Consider the following 15,266-nt stretch of genomic DNA (forward strand, 5'->3'; position numbering starts at 1 on the left):
AGGACAAGTCCCATGCGCATCGTAAAACCTTTGCGGCTGGGTATTTTGGCGCGCCCCTGGAGCTGGCGCGGACAGCATGCGCTAAGCGTGTCGGTACAGGCCTGGTGCTCCATGGATGCACCGCATGCCTTGAGCACCGATGCACGCATGTGGCAGAGCGTAGCTGGCTTGATGCAGGACGACGATGTACTGGATCTGGCCTTGCCCAAACCTTGTGCAGAGTTTCTGGTCTCTGGCCATGCCTGCGCACCGGGAGGCGAGCCGGTATCCCAACTGGCCGTACAAGCGCGTGTTGGCCCGATAGAAAAGCAGCTGGCTGTATTTGGGCAACGTCAGTGGCGACAAGGCAGACCGGGCGAGGCAGAGCCTTTTACCCGCGTGCCTTTGGATGGCAGCCGTAGCTGGGGCGGGGCGCAGTATCCCGATAATCCTGCCGGCATGGGAATGGAAGCAGCCAGTCCGGGCGGGCCGCTTTGCTTGCCACAGGTGGAGCCTTGGGAAGGGCGTTTGCACCGTTCTGGTCAGCAAGGCCGTCCAGCGGGTTTGGGGCCTGTGTCGCCTTTGCGACCACGTCGCTTTCGTTTGGCGGGCCGTTATGACCCCGCCTGGCAGCAAGGTGATCCTGGCATGATGCTGGACAGCCTGGACCCACATTTTTTCAATGCTGCTGAACCGGACCAGTGGTGGCGTGAACAAAGTCATTGGCCCGCAGACAGTTCTTGGGAGCTGCACCATCTGCACGCCCAGCGACCATGGTGGAGCGGTAGCTTGCCGCAGTGGGAGGCGATCTGCTGGTATCAGGATCGTCGTCTACCCGGTCTGCAAAAGTTGGCGCTGCGGCACACCACCGTCTGGTTTTTCCCTGATTTGGGCCACATGCTGTTGCTGTACCAAGGAAGCGTGCCGGGTCAGGACGCGCAGGCGCAAGATGTGAACTTATTAATGCCTGCCCTGGAGCCCTTGGGGCAGCCGCGTGGTCAGGACCATTACGAGCAAGTGCTGCGCTTGCGTAGCGAAGGTGATCAGGCTGGATTATTTGCCTTGCGTGACCAGGATTTACTGCCTGCTGACTGCTGTGCCCCTTTGGATGACGTTCAGAGCAGTTCAGATGACCCCTTGTCCCTGACCATGCGGATGCGCCTGGAGCGATGGGCGCAGGACGCAGCACATGAACACCCCGCTTGGCAGAACGAGCTGTTTTCCTTGGCGCAGGCCGGACCTCCCAAACCTATGGATGTGGACCGGACGGATTGGGTGCAGGAAGTGCGCCAAGCCAATCGCCAGCAATGGGATGCGCGCCAGCAGATGGAAGAGGGCATGGAGAAGGTGCAGGATTTGCAGCGTGAGTCTCCATTTCAGGATCAGGCCAGCACCCGTGTTACGGCGCGCGATACGCAGCGCATGTTGTATGAGCTGGATGCAGCGGCCAGCGACCAAGCGCCTGTGTCCGGCTTGCTATCCAAACCCATGGAGCAGGCCAGACGTGCGATGCAAGCTTATGCCCCTGCACCGCCTGCTGCCTCTGATCTGCGTCAGCAGCGTTTGCGCAGGCGCGTGGAGTTGATTCTGGCCGGAACCCGTAACCTGTCTGGTCTGGATTTGAGCGGACTGCATTTGCAGGACTTCGATTTCTCCGGGGTGCGCTGTGTTGGCACCTGCTTTAACGATTCGGTTTTACAGCAAGGCACGTTTGCAGGAGCAGACTGCTCTGGAGCCACATTTGTGCGGGCGCGATTGGAGCAGGTTCAATTCAATCAGTCCCAATTGGATGATGTGGATTTCAGCGCGGCAGTGCTGCAATCCGTGCAGTTTCGTCAGGTGCAGGCGGCCCGATGGCAGCCGCGCGAGTCCAGTTGGCAGGATGTCTTGTTCCAGCAGTCAAACCTTCAGGAGCAGGAGTGGCTGGATGTGGACCTGCTGCGTTGTACCTTCGAGACCTCGCAATTAAATGGCGTGCAGTATTTGATGCGCTCGCGCTTGTCCGAATTGTCTTATCTGGATTGCCAGTTGCAGCAATGCGCTTGGCTGGACTGCGATCTGCGGGATCTGTCCTTGAGGGGCTCCAGCCTGGAGGACACGTCCTGGCTGCTGGGTCTGTTGGACGGTGGGCTCGATTGCCGTGACAGCCGCTGGCGTCAAAGCGTGGTGTCCGGCTTGGCTATGCCGGGGTCGGACTGGCGCGGTGCCCGCTTGGAAGAAAGCAATTTGCGTGGGCTGGATTTGTCGCAATCCTGCTTTGAGCAGGCTCAGTTGATTCGCTGTGATTTATCCGGTGCCAATCTTCAGGGTTCGCAATGGACGCAGGCCCGCCTAAGCGATTGCATTCTGATCGAGACTGACTTTAGCCAAGCCATCTTGAGCAAGGTGGATATGAGCAATAGCCTGGCCGGGGGTGCGAATGTTCAAGGCACGAGGCTGGATACCGTGAATTTCTTCCGTGCTGATTTGATGGGTTTGCAAACGGATGCGCGTACCCGCAGCCGTAATCTGTATCTGCGCACGGCACGCCGCGACCCTGCTGGGGGGCAAGCCTGATGGACGCACATGCTTTGCGTTTGCGCATTCGGCAAGGTGAGCCTTTGCTGGGGCTGGATTTCAGCGATCTGTATTTGCCCCCGGGCGATTATTCAGGAGCGGTGTTCATCGCTTGTCGCCTGCCGCGTGTGCAAGCCTTGGGTGTCAATCTGGCGGGTAGCCGCTTCCATCAATGTGACTTGAGCGGAGCAGTACTGGATGCCAGTGTGCTGGATGGCTGCGCCTTTATGGAATGCGTGCTGATTGGCTTGTCCTGCAAGCATGTCCAGGCCAAGGAGGTGATGTGGCAGGACTGTGAGTTGCAGGGCGCTATCTGGCAATGCGGAGCCTGGAGCGACACCCACTGGGCGCAATGCATTTTACAGTCGGGAAATTTCGACCAAGCTCTTTTGCAGCGCTGCACTTGGACTGGTTGCCGTGCAGGGGGCTTGTCCTTGCAGTCGACCCGTCTGGAAGATGTGGTGGTCACCGAAATGGACTGGCGGGGCAGCGCTCTGGCCGGTAGTCGCTGGCACAGGGTGACGGCCAAAACCTGCAATTTCCAAGGCATGGACCTGTCGGGGCTGGATTTCAGTGGCAGTGTCTTGATGGAGTCCGACTTTACTCAAGCGGACCTAAGCCACACTCGTCTTTGCGGCACCAATTTCAAGTCTGCGATCTTGAATCAGGCCGTGCTGAACAAGGTCCAAGCCAAACAAGCTTTATTCGTTCAGGCGCAGGCCCAAGGGTTGCAGATTCGGGAGGCGAATCTGACACAAAGTCTGTGGGCTCAAGCCCATGCTCCCGAGGCAGATTTTCGCGGCTCTTGTTTGCAGCAAGCCTACTTCGCGCAGGCGGTGCTGGAGCAGGCCCGTTTCGAGCATAGCCAACTGCGCTATGCAGATTTCTCGTATGCAGATTGCCGCCGTGCTCGTTGGGGTGGCGCGCATTTTGAACGCACCCAGTTTCATCGCTGCTTGCTGGACAAGGCTGGGCAAGAACAGGCCGCAGGCTGCCTGCCCAATGACTCGGCCTTGCACGAGTCTGAAAGCTGGACGGCGCGTCACATGAATCTTGAATAAGGAGCCCTGATGTTTGCCAATTGCCAACGGGGTGGCATGGATATTGCCTTTCCCGACATCTGCAAGACACCACCGGCTCTGTTGCCGATTCCTTACCCCAATTTCGCAACGGGCCTGATGGGTATTCCCAATGCCTGGAACATCCTGTTGCAGGGCGGCCCTGCCCATAATCTGCTCACGACGATACCCTTGAGTAATGGTGACAATCCGGGCGTGGCCTTGGGTTTGATCTCGCAAACCGTGATGTCGCGCTCGCGCTCCATTACCTGCGTGCCTAATGTGCTGTGGAAGGGGATTCCGGCGACTCGCCTGACCAGTCTCAGCATGCAAAATACCGTCAACACGGTGGGCATGCGGGTCGTGCCCAGCCAGTTCAAGGTGCTGTTGCTGGGTGGCGGTGGTGCCGGGGGCGGAGCTGGTAAAGGCGGCAAGGGCGTGTCGGGCAGCGGGCCGGACGCGGCTCGTAAAGCGGCAGCACGTGAGGCCAAGCGGGCGCAGCTTAAACGCAACCGGCGTCGGGGTGCGCAGCGAGAGCGCGAGGTCGAGGCCGAGCTGAAGCAGGAAGGCCACGAGGTCATGGGCACGCAGGTGTCTGCAAAAACACCATTGACCCGCCGTGTGATCGATATACTGATCAAGGACAAGAACACGGGCAAAATCCGGGCGGTCGAAGTCAAGAGCGGGGGAGCGCGCCGCTCCGCAACCCAGAAGGCCAAGGACAAGGCAATGGAGAGCAAGGGCGCAGAGTTGATTGGCAAGAATGCACCCAAGCAGCCACTTCCCAAGAACATACGCATACCTACGGAGGTACGACATTGAAAACGCACACTGATCCCGTTAAATATGACGCTGTGGACTGGCATGTGGGCGGGGACTACCCCTCTGATCTGGGTCCGCAAGGCGGTCGTACGCACATCGGCATGTATCTGGCCTGGCTGGTGGAAAAAGGCTTGCTGGCCAATGCTTTTATGGACCGCTACCCCAACGAGGTGCGTCAGTGCCGTGATCACATGATCAAAGGCTCGCAACTGCTGCAAGAGTGTTGCGACGATGTGCTGGTCAGCGAAGACATGTCCGAGCAGGGCAAAGCCTTTAGCGACTTCTATTACGACGAGCTGTATCTGGATGATTACGTGGATACGCTGGACGACGAGGTTTTGCCATCCATCTATCACGTGCCTGACGATTGGGACAGCTACGAAACCTTGCGACCGGTTCTGGAGCAACGCTACCAGTACTGGCGACAGGAGCAGGGGCTAGACGACTAGCACCTGGCTGATCTCTATTTGCTTCCTTTGAAAAGCGCTGCCTGCGGGCGGCGCTTTTGCTTTATTTGCTTCAAAAAGAGCGTAAATACATCTATTTTGCAAAATAAGTAAGGAAAGATTTTCGTCAAAAAGGTGTCACCTTCAGTTCCTAGACTGGCTCCGTGATCAGTTATCCGAGACGACAGCTATGGTCGAAGGAATACAGGAGCAGTGGCAGCCAGCCTGGATTTTGGCTCCCGAAAATGCCCACTACGGCGACAACCTGGAATATGAAGCAGACTTTCTGGCTTTGATGCAGGCCCTGCAAGTACAGGGCGAGCAGCAGTTTGGTCAAACCATTATTCCGGCCCAGGTGCCGGACTGGACGCGTATCGTCCGCCTGGTGCAGGACTTGCTGGACCGCTCGGCAGATATTCGCTTGCTGGTGGTGCTGGCTCAGGCGCGTTTGCAGACAGGTGGGCTGCCCGCTTTGGTGGAAGTGTGCGACTGGCTGTTCAGCGCCTTGCAACAAGGCTGGGAGCACGTTCATCCACGTCTGCACGACGATGGCGAGTTGGACCCCTTGCCGCGCGTCAATGCGCTGGCTGGGCTGTCGGCTATTGATGGCCTGGGCCGCCTGATGCGTGAAGCACCTGTAGTCAGCCTGGGGCATCGTCAACTGAATTTACGTGAAGTTGGTTACGTGCTGGATGGTAGCCAGAAAGATAGCGGCCTGCCGGGTCGTGACCGTCTGGTCGAAGAGCTGCGCCGTGCCTTTGCCGCAGGCCAAAGCCAGACCGTGGCTTTGAGCCGTTTGCGCCAGTTCCGCCAGGAGCTGGAGGCCTTGGTGCATCGCCATCTGGATGCCGAGTGGTCCGTGCGTTTGGACGGAGCCTGGGACACCGTGGAGGCTGCCTGCGCGGTGCTGGATGCGGCGACTTCACTGTCTACCCCTTCTGCTCCCGAGCCTGTGCAGGAAAGTCACTCCACCATTTCTGTGTCGCCGCAGCCTGCCAGTCAGGTACCGCCGGTGATGGGCTTGGCGGGCTGGCAAAACCTGCATGTTTCATCCCGCGAAGAGGTGGTGTTGTTGCTGGACAAGCTGGTGGCGTATTTCGAGCAGCACGAACCCAGCCATCCTGCCCCTTTGCTGCTGCGTCGCGCCCAGCAACTGGTGCCCATGGGTTTTCACGAGCTGATTCGTGACCTGGCTCCCGGTGCCTGGGATCAGATCCAGGTTTTCATGCCTCGATCCGAAGTGGCGACAGCCGCTTCTTAATTCCATAAATCAACTGGAGAAGACCTGATGTCTGTGAAATCCAATTCTGGCAGCGGCCAGAAATTCCTTGGGCGCAATCGGGCTCCGCGTGTGCAAATTGAGTACGACGTTGAACTGTACGGCGCCGAGCATCGTGTGCAACTGCCTTTCGTGATGGGTGTGCTGGCGGATCTGGCCGGGCACAACACGGAGAGCCAGCCGGAGTTGGGCGAGCGCAAGTTTATGGAAATCGACGTGGACAACTTCGATGACCGCATGAAGTCCATCGCACCCAAGCTGAACATGCAGGTTCCCAACAGCCTGAAGGGCGATGGCGTGCTGGGTGTAGAAGTGTCTTTTGACTCCATGGACAGCTTCTCCCCGGCTGAACTGGCCCGCCAGATCGAACCTTTGGCCCGCCTGCTGGAAGCCCGTACCCAACTGGCGAATTTGCTGACCTATATGGATGGCAAAAGCGGGGCAGAGGAATTGCTGTCCCGGCTGCTTCAACAGCCCGAACTCTTGCGTGCCCTGGCTGGCCGCCCACCCCAGGCCCTGACGATGGACGAGTCCCAGCCCGATCAGGACAGCGAGCCCAAAGCATAAGGAGCCCACCCCATGACCTCCACCCAGACATTGACCGCCACCCGCGATACGGCCCAGCTGGACGAACTGTCCAGCCTGTTGCAGCAGGAGTTTCGTCCCAAAACCGAGCAGGCCCAGCAGGCGGTTGAGTTTGCCGTCACCACGCTGGCCGAGCAGGCTTTGGACCAGTCCGTGACCTTGAGCGACGACGCCTATCAAACCATTCAGGCGGTGATTGCCCAGATCGATCAGAAGATGACCGAGCAGATCAATCACATCCTGCACCACCCGGAGTTTCAGCGCCTGGAAGGGGCCTGGCGTGGCTTGCATCATCTGGTCAGCAATACCGAAACTGACGAGCTGCTGCGTATCCGTGTGATGCCTGCCACCAAGAAAGAGCTGGCACGTAATCTGAAGCGCTACAAAGGCGTGGCCTGGGATCAAAGCCCCTTGTTCAAGAAGGTGTACGAACAGGAATACGGCCAGTTTGGTGGTGAGCCCTTTGGTTGCCTGGTGGGGGATTATCACTTCGACCACAGCCCACCCGATGTGGAAATGCTGGGTGAGCTGGCTCGTATCGGTGCTGCCGCGCATAGTCCCTTTATCGCCGGTGCTGCGCCGTCCGTGATGCAAATGGAGTCCTGGCAGGAGTTGGCCAATCCGCGTGACCTGACCAAGATTTTTTCCAATACCGAGTACGCCGCCTGGCAAAGCCTGCGTGAATCCGACGATGCCCGTTATCTGGGCCTGGCCATGCCGCGTTTTCTGGCGCGTTTGCCCTACGGTGCACGTACCAACCCGGTTGATGAGTTCGACTTCGAGGAAGACACAGACGGAGCTAGCCACGACCGCTACACCTGGGCTAACTCGGCCTATGCCATGGCGGTGAATATCAACCGGTCCTTCAAGCATTTTGGTTGGTGCACGGCAATTCGCGGTGTGGAGTCGGGCGGTGCAGTCGAGAACCTGCCTTGCCATACCTTCCCCACGGACGATGGCGGTGTGGACATCAAATGCCCCACGGAAATTGCCATCAGTGATCGCCGCGAAGCCGAACTGGCCAAGAACGGATTCATGCCCTTGGTGCACCGCAAGAATTCGGACTTTGCGGCCTTTATCGGTGCCCAGTCCTTGCAAAAGCCTCAGGAGTACTACGACGCAGATGCCACCGCCAATGCCCGTTTGGCTGCGCGCTTGCCATATCTGTTTGCCTGCTGCCGTTTCGCGCATTACCTGAAGTGCATTGTGCGCGACAAGATCGGCTCTTTTCGTGAGCGCGACGATATGGAGCGTTGGCTAAACAGCTGGATCATGAATTACGTGGATGGCGACCCGACCAACTCTTCGCAGGAAACCAAGGCACGCAAGCCGCTGGCCGCCGCCGAAGTCTCGGTGCAGGAAGTGCCGGACAACCCCGGTTATTACGCTGCCAAGTTCTTCTTGCGCCCGCACTACCAGCTGGAAGGTCTGACGGTTTCCTTGCGCCTGGTGTCCCGCTTGCCGTCACTGAAAGGCGAGCAGAACTGATTCCCACCCTGGCCTTTTGATGGCCTTATTCGACCTCCAAGGAGAAAAGCGTGTCTGTTGATATGTTCATGAAGATTGAAGGCGCCAATGGCGAGTCCAAAGATTCCAACCATAAGGATTGGACCGATATCCAGTCCTTTTCATGGGGCGCTTCGCAACCTGGCAGCATGAGCTCGGGCGGCGGTGGTGGCCAGGGCAAGGCCAATTTCAACGACCTGCATGTGGTCGCTCGGATCGACAAGGCCGCCCCTGCGGTGATGAAGCATTGCGCTAGCGGCAAGCACCTGGGCAAGGTGGAACTGTCGGTGTGCAAGGCCGGTGGCGAGCAGGTGGAATACTCCAAAATCACCCTGGAAGAAGTGCTGGTGACTTCGGTTCAGCTCAATGCCGAGCGCGATGTGGAAAGCGTAATGGTCAATTACTCCTTCCAGGCCGCACGCGTCAAACAGCAGTACTGGGAACAGTCCGACCGTGGCAGCAAAGGTGCTGAAACGCTGGTGGCCTGGGATATCAAGCAAAACAAAGAAGCCTGATCGGGTTTGGGTTTTCAGGCAGGGCCGCTATGGACCGCTTTCGCTTACCGGGACGCCGCGGGGCCGCGCTGATGCGCGGTCAGGCGGATCGCTTGCAACCTTGTCTGCTGGACAGGTTGACCGACGAGCGGCCCGATCAAACCTGGGAACCACCCCAGCCCATGAGTCAGTACCAGATGCGTCAGGCGGTACTGCGCGATCTGGGCCATTTGCTCAACACGCCCAATCAGGGGGCCACCCCCTTGATGCAGGCCTTGGCCCATGTGCGTCGCTCCTGCCTGAACTATGGCATGAGCCCGCTGGCGGGCAAGACCATGAGCGAAGTGGAATGGCTGGATGTGGAAGAAGCACTACGTACCGCGATCTTGCATTTCGAGCCGCGCATCCTGCCCGATACCTTGCAGGTGCATTGTCTGGATCACAGCGCTCAGCGCGATTTGCATAACGTCTTGAGCCTGCGCATTCAGGGCCATGTCTGGTGCGAGCCGTATCCGCAGGAATTCTTGCTGCGCACCAGTATTGATCTGGAAAGCGGGCAGTTGGACCTTGAAGAGAGTTACGCGTCGGGATGAATCCGGAGCTGCTGCATTACTACAACCGCGAACTGGCTTACCTGCGCGAGCTGGGTGCCGAATTCGCGCAAGCCTACCCCAAAGTGGCAGCCCGTCTGGGTGTGCACGATACGGCGGTGGCTGACCCCTATGTCGAGCGTTTGCTGGAGGGCTTCAGCTTTCTGACGGCTCGCATTCAAATGAAGATGGACGCGGAATTTCCCCGTCTCAGCCAGCAATTGCTGGATGTGATTCAACCTTCCTGGTTGATGCCCACCCCCAGCATGGGGCTGGTGCAGTTTCGGCCCAGCATGAGCGAAGGTGCTCTGGCCAAAGGCTTTACCCTCCCGCGCCATACTGCCTTGCGCTCCCGTATTCCGGCGGGTGAACAAACTGCCTGCGAATTTTCTACCTGCCATGCGGTGGATTTGTGGCCTATGAGCTTGTCGCAAGTCCGTTTGGGGGATGTGGCGGCTGATCTGCCCTTGGCAGCATTGGGCAGCCGACAGGCCGCACAAGCCCGTTCAGCTTTGAAACTGGACTTCACGGTACAGGGCGGTTTGACACTGGAAGAATTGGCCCTGGATGAGCTTAGCCTGCATCTGGACGGCCCGGAATCTGACAGCAGCTTGTTGCTGGATGCCTTGCTGCGGCAAGCGCTGGGGGTGTTCATCCAAATGGAAGATGGAGCCCCACAGTTTCTGGCTACGTCTGATTGTCTGACGCACGATGGCCTGGAAGATGAGCAAGCCATCTTGCCCATGGTGTCCCACGAGTTCTCCGGTCATCGATTGCTGCGGGAATATTTCGCCTTGCCGGGGCGCTTTGCCTTTGTGCGACTGCGTGGTTTGCAAGCCGCTATTGCCAGAGGGCGCGCGCAGGAGCGGAAAAGCCGCCGCTGGAGCCTACACATTGTGCTTAAACAGGTTTGGCCGGATCTGGCGGCACGCGTAGGCCCCGGCCATGTGCGTTTGTATTGCACGCCTGTCGTGAATCTGTTTCGTCGTCGCAGTGAACGTATGGCCTTGCGCCCACAGGCAACAGATCATCATGTGGTCATGGACCGAACGCGCCCCATGGATTTCGAAGTCTGCTTGATGGAGCAGGTGCAAGGGCACAGCCGGCAGGGCTCTGATGATGTGCTGTTTCGTCCCTTGTATGCCAGCACGGCCCAGGATGCAGGGCGCTATGGCAGTTACTACACCTTGCGCCGCGAACCGCGCGTGGTATCTGACACTCAGAAGCGCTGGGGTGGCCGCAGCAGTTACGGCGGTAGCGAAGTGTATTTATCATTGGTGAATCAGCATGAGCAGTCCGAGTTTTTCGGCATGAATCAGATTAGTGTCACCGCCTGGTGCAGCAACCGGGATTTGCCCTTGCTGCTGCCGCGCTCGCCCGAGTCTGACTTCAGCCTGCAAGTCTCGGCGCCTGTAGCCGGCGTCAGTTTATTGGGGGCTTTGACCCGTCCGCGAGCGGCATCAACAGGTGGTCGTCAGGCCTGGGATTTGATCTCGCAGATGAGCCTGGCCCAACTGGGGGTGGCCCAGTCAGACCCTACGCAGGCCGCCGGTCGCTGGCGTACCTTGTTGGCTCCGCATGTGGACAGCTCTGATGCCGGTGCCTTGCGTCAATTGGCGTCCATTGTGTCCGTGCAGGCGCGGCCTGTGCAGCGGGCCATGCCGGGGCCAGGCCCCTTGGTGATGGCGCGTGGCGTGCATTTTGAGGTCACGCTGGACCAAAGCGGTTTCCCCGGCGGTCGCCCTTTTGTGCTGGCCGCTGTGCTTAGTCGCTATCTGGCTCGCCATGTCAGCCTGAACAGTTTTGTGTCTACCCAGTTTCTTTCCGAGACAGGGGTGGAGCTAGGCGTCTGGGGACCGCAAGCAGGTACGCGGGCAGTGCTGTGAACCGGGCCGAGCAGGAGCAGTTAAAGCCACAAGCTTCTTTGGAAGAGCTGGGCCGGATTATTCAGCAATGGCCTTTTGGTCATGATTTGTTCCGGGTCTTGCGGGCCATTGATGCCTTGCAGGCCGCCCAAGGCCAGCCCCGTTTGGGAACCGCGCCTACGCCTCGTCAGGAAGAAGTGCGGGTAGGCCAGCCGCCTAGTTTGGCTTTTGCCGCCTCCAGCGTGCAAACCGCTCGTTGGGAGGATGAACAGCTGCATCTGGATGTGCAGGGCTTTGGCTTGTGGGGGCCTAATGGCCCTTTGCCACTGCACATGACGGAGTACTTTTTCCAGCGTAGCCGCAACTTTGGAGACCGTGCTGGCGTAGCCTTTCTGGACCAGTTTCATCACCGTCTGTTTTTGTTGTTTTTCAGAGCCTGGGCACAAGCGCAGGCAGTCTGTGATCTGGAGCATGATCAGGACGGTTTTACGCGCTGGCTGGCCAGTCTGGCCGGCGTGGGGAGACAGAGCGAATCGGCTCCCATGAGCGACCATGCCGTGCATTTCCAGGCACCGGCGCTGGCGTCTCAAACCCGCAGTGCACCGGCCTTGCAAGCGCTTCTGGCCAGCTATTTTCAATTGCCCGTGAATATTCAGCAGAACGTGCCAGTGTGGGTGCCGCTGGATGATCAAACCCAGGTCTGTCTGGGCTGCAGCTGTTCGGGGCTTGGGAAAAATACCGTTCTTGGCGCACGTATTCTGGACGTGCAGCAAACCATACGGATACGGATTGGCCCCTTGAGTCGGCAGGACTATGGGCGCTTCTTGCCGGGTCGTCCGGCCTGGCGGCAATTGCGCTATTGCCTGGCGCTGTATCTGGGGCTGGAGTGGTCGGTTCAGTTGCAACTGGTGCTGCAAGCCAGCGAGCAGCCTGATCTGGGCTTGGGGACAGGCTTGGGTTTGGGTCAGGAAACCTGGCTGGGCCAGCCCGGCACGCAGGACAGAGCGGATCTGTGCCTGTTTCTGGACAGCCGCCCAGATTGGCAAGATCCGCGCAGCTAAGGCCTAGGCCTGACGCATTCCCTGCAAAAGATCGAACTCGTTTTCCTTGTCGGACAAGGTGCTGACCCACTCCGGTGCGCGCCCCAATTCGGGCTGCCAACTGGCTGCCGGAATGGTGCTGTCGGTGCTGGGCGAGCTGGCCGGTTTAGCTGTTGTATCAAAGGGATGCTTGTCCGAAGGATCAGGCATGGGACCACCCACCGGGACCATGCCGGGAACATGCAGATCTGCAAAAGGATCGGCCGCCGGCGCAGTTGCCAAAGGCGTTTCATCTTGTGTGACAGGGCTGACTCCCGATTCCACCCGGTAGTGCATTTCCCCCAAAGTCAGGCGATCTCCGTTCTGCAAAGTCTTGACCTGTGCCAGTACCAACTCGATGCCATTCACGGCAACTTGACCGTCTGCGCTAGCTCGTTGAATTGTCAGCACATCTTGCTGACGACGCAGGTAAGACAGCACGGGCGGGGTCTGATTGTTATCGGGCAAAACCAGATCAGCCTGAGTCCAGGAACCGCAGACCAGACCGGGTTCAGGCACAGGGCGCGGGGCTCCGCCGGACTCTGCTTGCAAGCGCCAATCTACAGCGGTGCTCATGGCTGTGCTCCTGTCACTTTTTCATAAACCGGCCCCCAGGTGGGGTGACCGCGCTCGGCCTGGGCCAGGGCAAAGCCAGGGTCTACGGCCAGTGCCTGCTTGAAACGCTCCTCACACAAGAAGGTGTATTCGCGCACGCAAAAGCTGAAGGCCTGCAGTTTCAAGGCTTCGCTGTATTGATTGGGCGCGGCAGCGGGCAGGGTGCTGGAGCGGCCCACTTGCCGGATCACGGTGCTGTAGTCGCCTTCATTGAAGGCAGAGCGTATTTGCTCCAGTTCAGCTTCGGCAGCCGGGCTGAAAACAGCCACCGGCTTGTTCTGTGTTTGGGCGCAGGCTGTCAGTAAAACGGCCAGGGCCGGAACGATCAGGCGGGCAGGTAAATACATGGCAGGAAAAAGAAAAGTTGTACTTGCCCTCAAGACTAGGAAAGGAAAAAGACAGCCACATGACATGACGCGGAGGCTTTTGTAAGAGTTGTTGCGCAAGGGTAAGCACCGAAACACCCCGTGTCTTTAACAAAGTTGTCGCATTCATGCTTTTAGATGGGGCGCATTGCCATTCAAGGAGACATCGTGACCGCTTGCCGATTGCTTCGTGTGTGTTCGCTGCTGATGCTGGGTTTGCTGGCCTCATGCGCGTCCACCTCCAGTCGCATGGCCGTGCCCTACGAGATTGTTCTGACTGCTGATGAACAGCTCAACCCGGATGCCACGGGTCGGCCTTCCCCGGTACAGGTGTTTGTGTTCGAGCTGCGCTCGGGCAGCACCTTTGAATCCAGGGACTTCTTTGCCCTGCAGTCCGACCCGCAACAAGCCTTACAGGCGGATCTGCTCAATGTGGAGCAGATCGTGCTGCGCCCCGGCCAAGCCCATACCTTCAAGCGGCCAGGCGATTTGCAGGCCACCGCTGTGGGCGTGGTCGTGGGGTATCGCGAGCTGGATGCCAGCGTGTGGCGCGTTCTGTTGCCGCTGCCCGAGTCGCGCACCACCAATATCTACAAGTTCTGGCAGTCGGCCCCGGATGCCGTCCAGGTCAGCCTGCAATTACGCAAAAACGCCATTCATGTTGTTGATTGACAGGGCGTAGAACGGATTATCTCAATGGATAAAGTCATTTGGACCGAAGGGCTGTTTTTACGACCCCAGCATTTTCAGCAGATGGAGCGCTATCTGGAGCACTATGCCCACGCCGGACGGCGGGCTGCGCAGCCATTTTGCTGGGGCTTTGAAACCTTGAGTCTGGACGAGCAGGCCCTGAGCATGGGCAGTGTCGCCTTGCGCGAAGCGTGTGGCCTGCTGCCGGATGGCACGCCCTTTGATTGTCGGCCGGGTGCGATGCAGGTTGTGTCCTGGACAGCCCCCGAAGTGGTGCGTCCCGAGCGCCTGATGCTGGTGCTGCCCCGTCGTCAGGCCGGTCGGGCAGAGATTCAGTTTGAGGGGCACAGCTCGCGTCGTTCGCGCTATGTGGTCAGCGAACAGGATTTGTATGATAGCAGTGGTTTGTCGCCTGAGCCGTGCCTGTCGCAACTAGGGCGTTTGCAGCCAGTTTTGTTGCCCGAATCCGAGGTGTATGAAGACAGCATTGCCATGCCCGTGGCCCGCATTCTGGAGCGCAGGCCCGACCGCTCGCTGGTGTTGGACCCGGATTTCATTCCCCCCATCCTGTCCATTCAGGCTCATGCACGCCTCAGTGTTTTAAGCGCGGATGTGCAGGCTTTATTGCAGGCCCGTGCACAAGCTTTGACAGAACGCCTGGGGCCGGGAGGGCGCGGGCAGGGCGATGTGGCCGACTTCATGATGCTGGAGCTGGTTAATCGCTATCGGGCTGCCTTGTGGGCCATGGAGCAGCGCGTACACGTGCATCCTGGCGAGCTGTATCAGACCTGGATGGAGCTGTATGGCGCCTTGGCCACCTACACCCAGGACGGACGTCAGCCGCTTGTCTGGCCCTCCTATCAGCATGACGATCTGGCCCAGTCCTTTTTGCCGCTGGTGCTGGAGTTGCGCCGCGCCTTGTCTGTGGTCCTGGAACAGCAGGCCGTGTCGATTGCTCTGGAGGACAAGGGGCAGGGTGTACGGCTGGCCCAGATTGCGGACCGCGCACTCTTGCGTCAGGCGGGGTTTGTGCTGGCCGTACAGGCCGATTTGCCCGCCCAAACCGTGCGGCAGCATTTTGCGGCACAGGTGAAGTTGGGGCCGGTAGAACGCATCCGCGATCTGGTTCATCTGCAATTGCCGGGTATCGGTTTGCAGCCCTTGTCCGTCGCGCCACGTGCCTTGCCGTATCACGCCGGCTTCACCTACTTCGAGCTGGAAAAAGGCGGCGAGCTGTGGCGTCAGCTGGAGCAGAACGGTGCATTGGCCCTGCATTTGGCCGGAGACTTTCCCGGCCTGCAACTTGAGTTTTGGGCAATACGCCGCTGACCCGGAGC

At 59.0% G+C, this 15,266-nt stretch carries 15 protein-coding genes; 13 read left to right on the forward strand and 2 right to left on the reverse strand.

The window, feature by feature from the left end; translation table 11 throughout:
- Nucleotides 1-12 precede the first annotated feature (12 nt).
- From AB7E06_RS08335 to tssG, 11 genes are all read left to right on the forward strand, one after another.
- Nucleotides 13-2,535 carry a DUF2169 family type VI secretion system accessory protein gene (locus AB7E06_RS08335; RefSeq protein WP_121739821.1) on the forward strand — a complete coding sequence of 841 codons (2,523 nt, stop codon included), beginning with the start codon at nucleotides 13-15 and terminating at the stop codon, nucleotides 2,533-2,535.
- Nucleotides 2,535-3,596 carry a pentapeptide repeat-containing protein gene (locus AB7E06_RS08340; protein ID WP_427956234.1) on the forward strand — a complete coding sequence of 354 codons (1,062 nt, stop codon included), beginning with the start codon at nucleotides 2,535-2,537 and terminating at the stop codon, nucleotides 3,594-3,596. Before AB7E06_RS08335 ends, AB7E06_RS08340 begins: the two co-directional genes overlap by 1 nt.
- A gap of 9 nt (nucleotides 3,597-3,605) precedes the next feature.
- Nucleotides 3,606-4,415 carry a DUF4150 domain-containing protein gene (locus AB7E06_RS08345; RefSeq protein ID WP_009455523.1) on the forward strand — a complete coding sequence of 270 codons (810 nt, stop codon included), beginning with the start codon at nucleotides 3,606-3,608 and terminating at the stop codon, nucleotides 4,413-4,415.
- The gene (locus tag AB7E06_RS08350; RefSeq protein WP_247966304.1) at nucleotides 4,412-4,864 is read left to right on the forward strand and encodes a hypothetical protein; all 453 of its coding nucleotides are present in this window, start codon (nucleotides 4,412-4,414) and stop codon (nucleotides 4,862-4,864) included. The genes AB7E06_RS08345 and AB7E06_RS08350 overlap by 4 nt, the downstream gene beginning before the upstream one ends.
- A gap of 187 nt (nucleotides 4,865-5,051) precedes the next feature.
- Nucleotides 5,052-6,122, forward strand: coding sequence for a type VI secretion system protein TssA (gene tssA / locus AB7E06_RS08355; protein WP_427956239.1), 1,071 nt, complete (start codon nucleotides 5,052-5,054; stop codon nucleotides 6,120-6,122).
- Nucleotides 6,123-6,149: 27 nt separating this feature from the next.
- Complete coding sequence (tssB, locus tag AB7E06_RS08360; protein ID WP_427956242.1) at nucleotides 6,150-6,707, forward strand: type VI secretion system contractile sheath small subunit; 558 nt, start codon at nucleotides 6,150-6,152, stop codon at nucleotides 6,705-6,707.
- A 12-nt stretch (nucleotides 6,708-6,719) separates the two neighbouring features.
- On the forward strand, nucleotides 6,720-8,213 hold the full coding sequence (gene tssC, locus AB7E06_RS08365) for a type VI secretion system contractile sheath large subunit (RefSeq protein WP_009455530.1): 1,494 nt from the start codon (nucleotides 6,720-6,722) through the stop codon (nucleotides 8,211-8,213).
- A gap of 50 nt (nucleotides 8,214-8,263) precedes the next feature.
- Entirely contained in the window at nucleotides 8,264-8,746 is a 483-nt protein-coding gene (locus AB7E06_RS08370) for an Hcp family type VI secretion system effector (protein WP_035270090.1), read from the forward strand.
- Nucleotides 8,747-8,775: 29 nt separating this feature from the next.
- Nucleotides 8,776-9,318 carry a type VI secretion system baseplate subunit TssE gene (gene tssE, locus AB7E06_RS08375; RefSeq protein ID WP_045929477.1) on the forward strand — a complete coding sequence of 181 codons (543 nt, stop codon included), beginning with the start codon at nucleotides 8,776-8,778 and terminating at the stop codon, nucleotides 9,316-9,318.
- Nucleotides 9,315-11,201: a type VI secretion system baseplate subunit TssF gene (gene tssF / locus AB7E06_RS08380; RefSeq protein WP_372407820.1), complete on the forward strand. Its 1,887-nt coding sequence runs from the start codon at nucleotides 9,315-9,317 to the stop codon at nucleotides 11,199-11,201. The genes tssE and tssF overlap by 4 nt, the downstream gene beginning before the upstream one ends.
- Nucleotides 11,198-12,241 carry a type VI secretion system baseplate subunit TssG gene (gene tssG, locus AB7E06_RS08385; RefSeq protein WP_376912542.1) on the forward strand — a complete coding sequence of 348 codons (1,044 nt, stop codon included), beginning with the start codon at nucleotides 11,198-11,200 and terminating at the stop codon, nucleotides 12,239-12,241. Before tssF ends, tssG begins: the two co-directional genes overlap by 4 nt.
- A 3-nt stretch (nucleotides 12,242-12,244) precedes the next feature.
- On the opposite strand, the gene AB7E06_RS08390 is transcribed toward tssG, so the two are convergent.
- Together AB7E06_RS08390 and AB7E06_RS08395 are read right to left on the reverse strand one after the other, a co-directional pair.
- Nucleotides 12,245-12,835 (reverse strand): hypothetical protein, encoded by a 591-nt coding sequence (locus tag AB7E06_RS08390; protein WP_376912543.1) that lies wholly within the window; start codon nucleotides 12,833-12,835, stop codon nucleotides 12,245-12,247.
- On the reverse strand, nucleotides 12,832-13,221 hold the full coding sequence (locus tag AB7E06_RS08395) for a TssQ family T6SS-associated lipoprotein (protein ID WP_086061195.1): 390 nt from the start codon (nucleotides 13,219-13,221) through the stop codon (nucleotides 12,832-12,834). Before AB7E06_RS08395 ends, AB7E06_RS08390 begins: the two co-directional genes overlap by 4 nt.
- 186 nt (nucleotides 13,222-13,407) lie before the next feature.
- On the opposite strand from AB7E06_RS08395, the gene tssJ reads away from it, so the two are divergent.
- Nucleotides 13,408-13,911 (forward strand): type VI secretion system lipoprotein TssJ, encoded by a 504-nt coding sequence (tssJ, locus tag AB7E06_RS08400; RefSeq protein ID WP_223253981.1) that lies wholly within the window; start codon nucleotides 13,408-13,410, stop codon nucleotides 13,909-13,911.
- Nucleotides 13,912-13,935: 24 nt separating this feature from the next.
- Nucleotides 13,936-15,258 (forward strand): type VI secretion system baseplate subunit TssK, encoded by a 1,323-nt coding sequence (tssK, locus tag AB7E06_RS08405; protein WP_376912544.1) that lies wholly within the window; start codon nucleotides 13,936-13,938, stop codon nucleotides 15,256-15,258.
- Nucleotides 15,259-15,266 lie beyond the last annotated feature (8 nt).

It is taken from the genome of Alcaligenes sp. (assembly GCF_050255915.1).
GTDB lineage: Bacteria > Pseudomonadota > Gammaproteobacteria > Burkholderiales > Burkholderiaceae_B > Alcaligenes > Alcaligenes aquatilis.

Bases quoted from the DNA above. Each gene is read 5' to 3' on its own strand.
- AB7E06_RS08335 (WP_121739821.1), top strand. From the start codon at position 13: ATGCGCATCGTAAAACCTTTGCGGCTGGGTATTTTGGCGCGCCCCTGG.
- AB7E06_RS08340 (WP_427956234.1), top strand. From the start codon at position 2,535: ATGGACGCACATGCTTTGCGTTTGCGCATTCGGCAAGGTGAGCCTTTG.
- AB7E06_RS08345 (WP_009455523.1), top strand. From the start codon at position 3,606: ATGTTTGCCAATTGCCAACGGGGTGGCATGGATATTGCCTTTCCCGAC.
- tssA (WP_427956239.1), top strand. From the start codon at position 5,052: ATGGTCGAAGGAATACAGGAGCAGTGGCAGCCAGCCTGGATTTTGGCT.
- tssB (WP_427956242.1), top strand. From the start codon at position 6,150: ATGTCTGTGAAATCCAATTCTGGCAGCGGCCAGAAATTCCTTGGGCGC.
- tssC (WP_009455530.1), top strand. From the start codon at position 6,720: ATGACCTCCACCCAGACATTGACCGCCACCCGCGATACGGCCCAGCTG.
- tssE (WP_045929477.1), top strand. From the start codon at position 8,776: ATGGACCGCTTTCGCTTACCGGGACGCCGCGGGGCCGCGCTGATGCGC.
- tssF (WP_372407820.1), top strand. From the start codon at position 9,315: ATGAATCCGGAGCTGCTGCATTACTACAACCGCGAACTGGCTTACCTG.
- AB7E06_RS08390 (WP_376912543.1), bottom strand. From the start codon at position 12,835: ATGAGCACCGCTGTAGATTGGCGCTTGCAAGCAGAGTCCGGCGGAGCC.
- AB7E06_RS08395 (WP_086061195.1), bottom strand. From the start codon at position 13,221: ATGTATTTACCTGCCCGCCTGATCGTTCCGGCCCTGGCCGTTTTACTG.
- tssK (WP_376912544.1), top strand. From the start codon at position 13,936: ATGGATAAAGTCATTTGGACCGAAGGGCTGTTTTTACGACCCCAGCAT.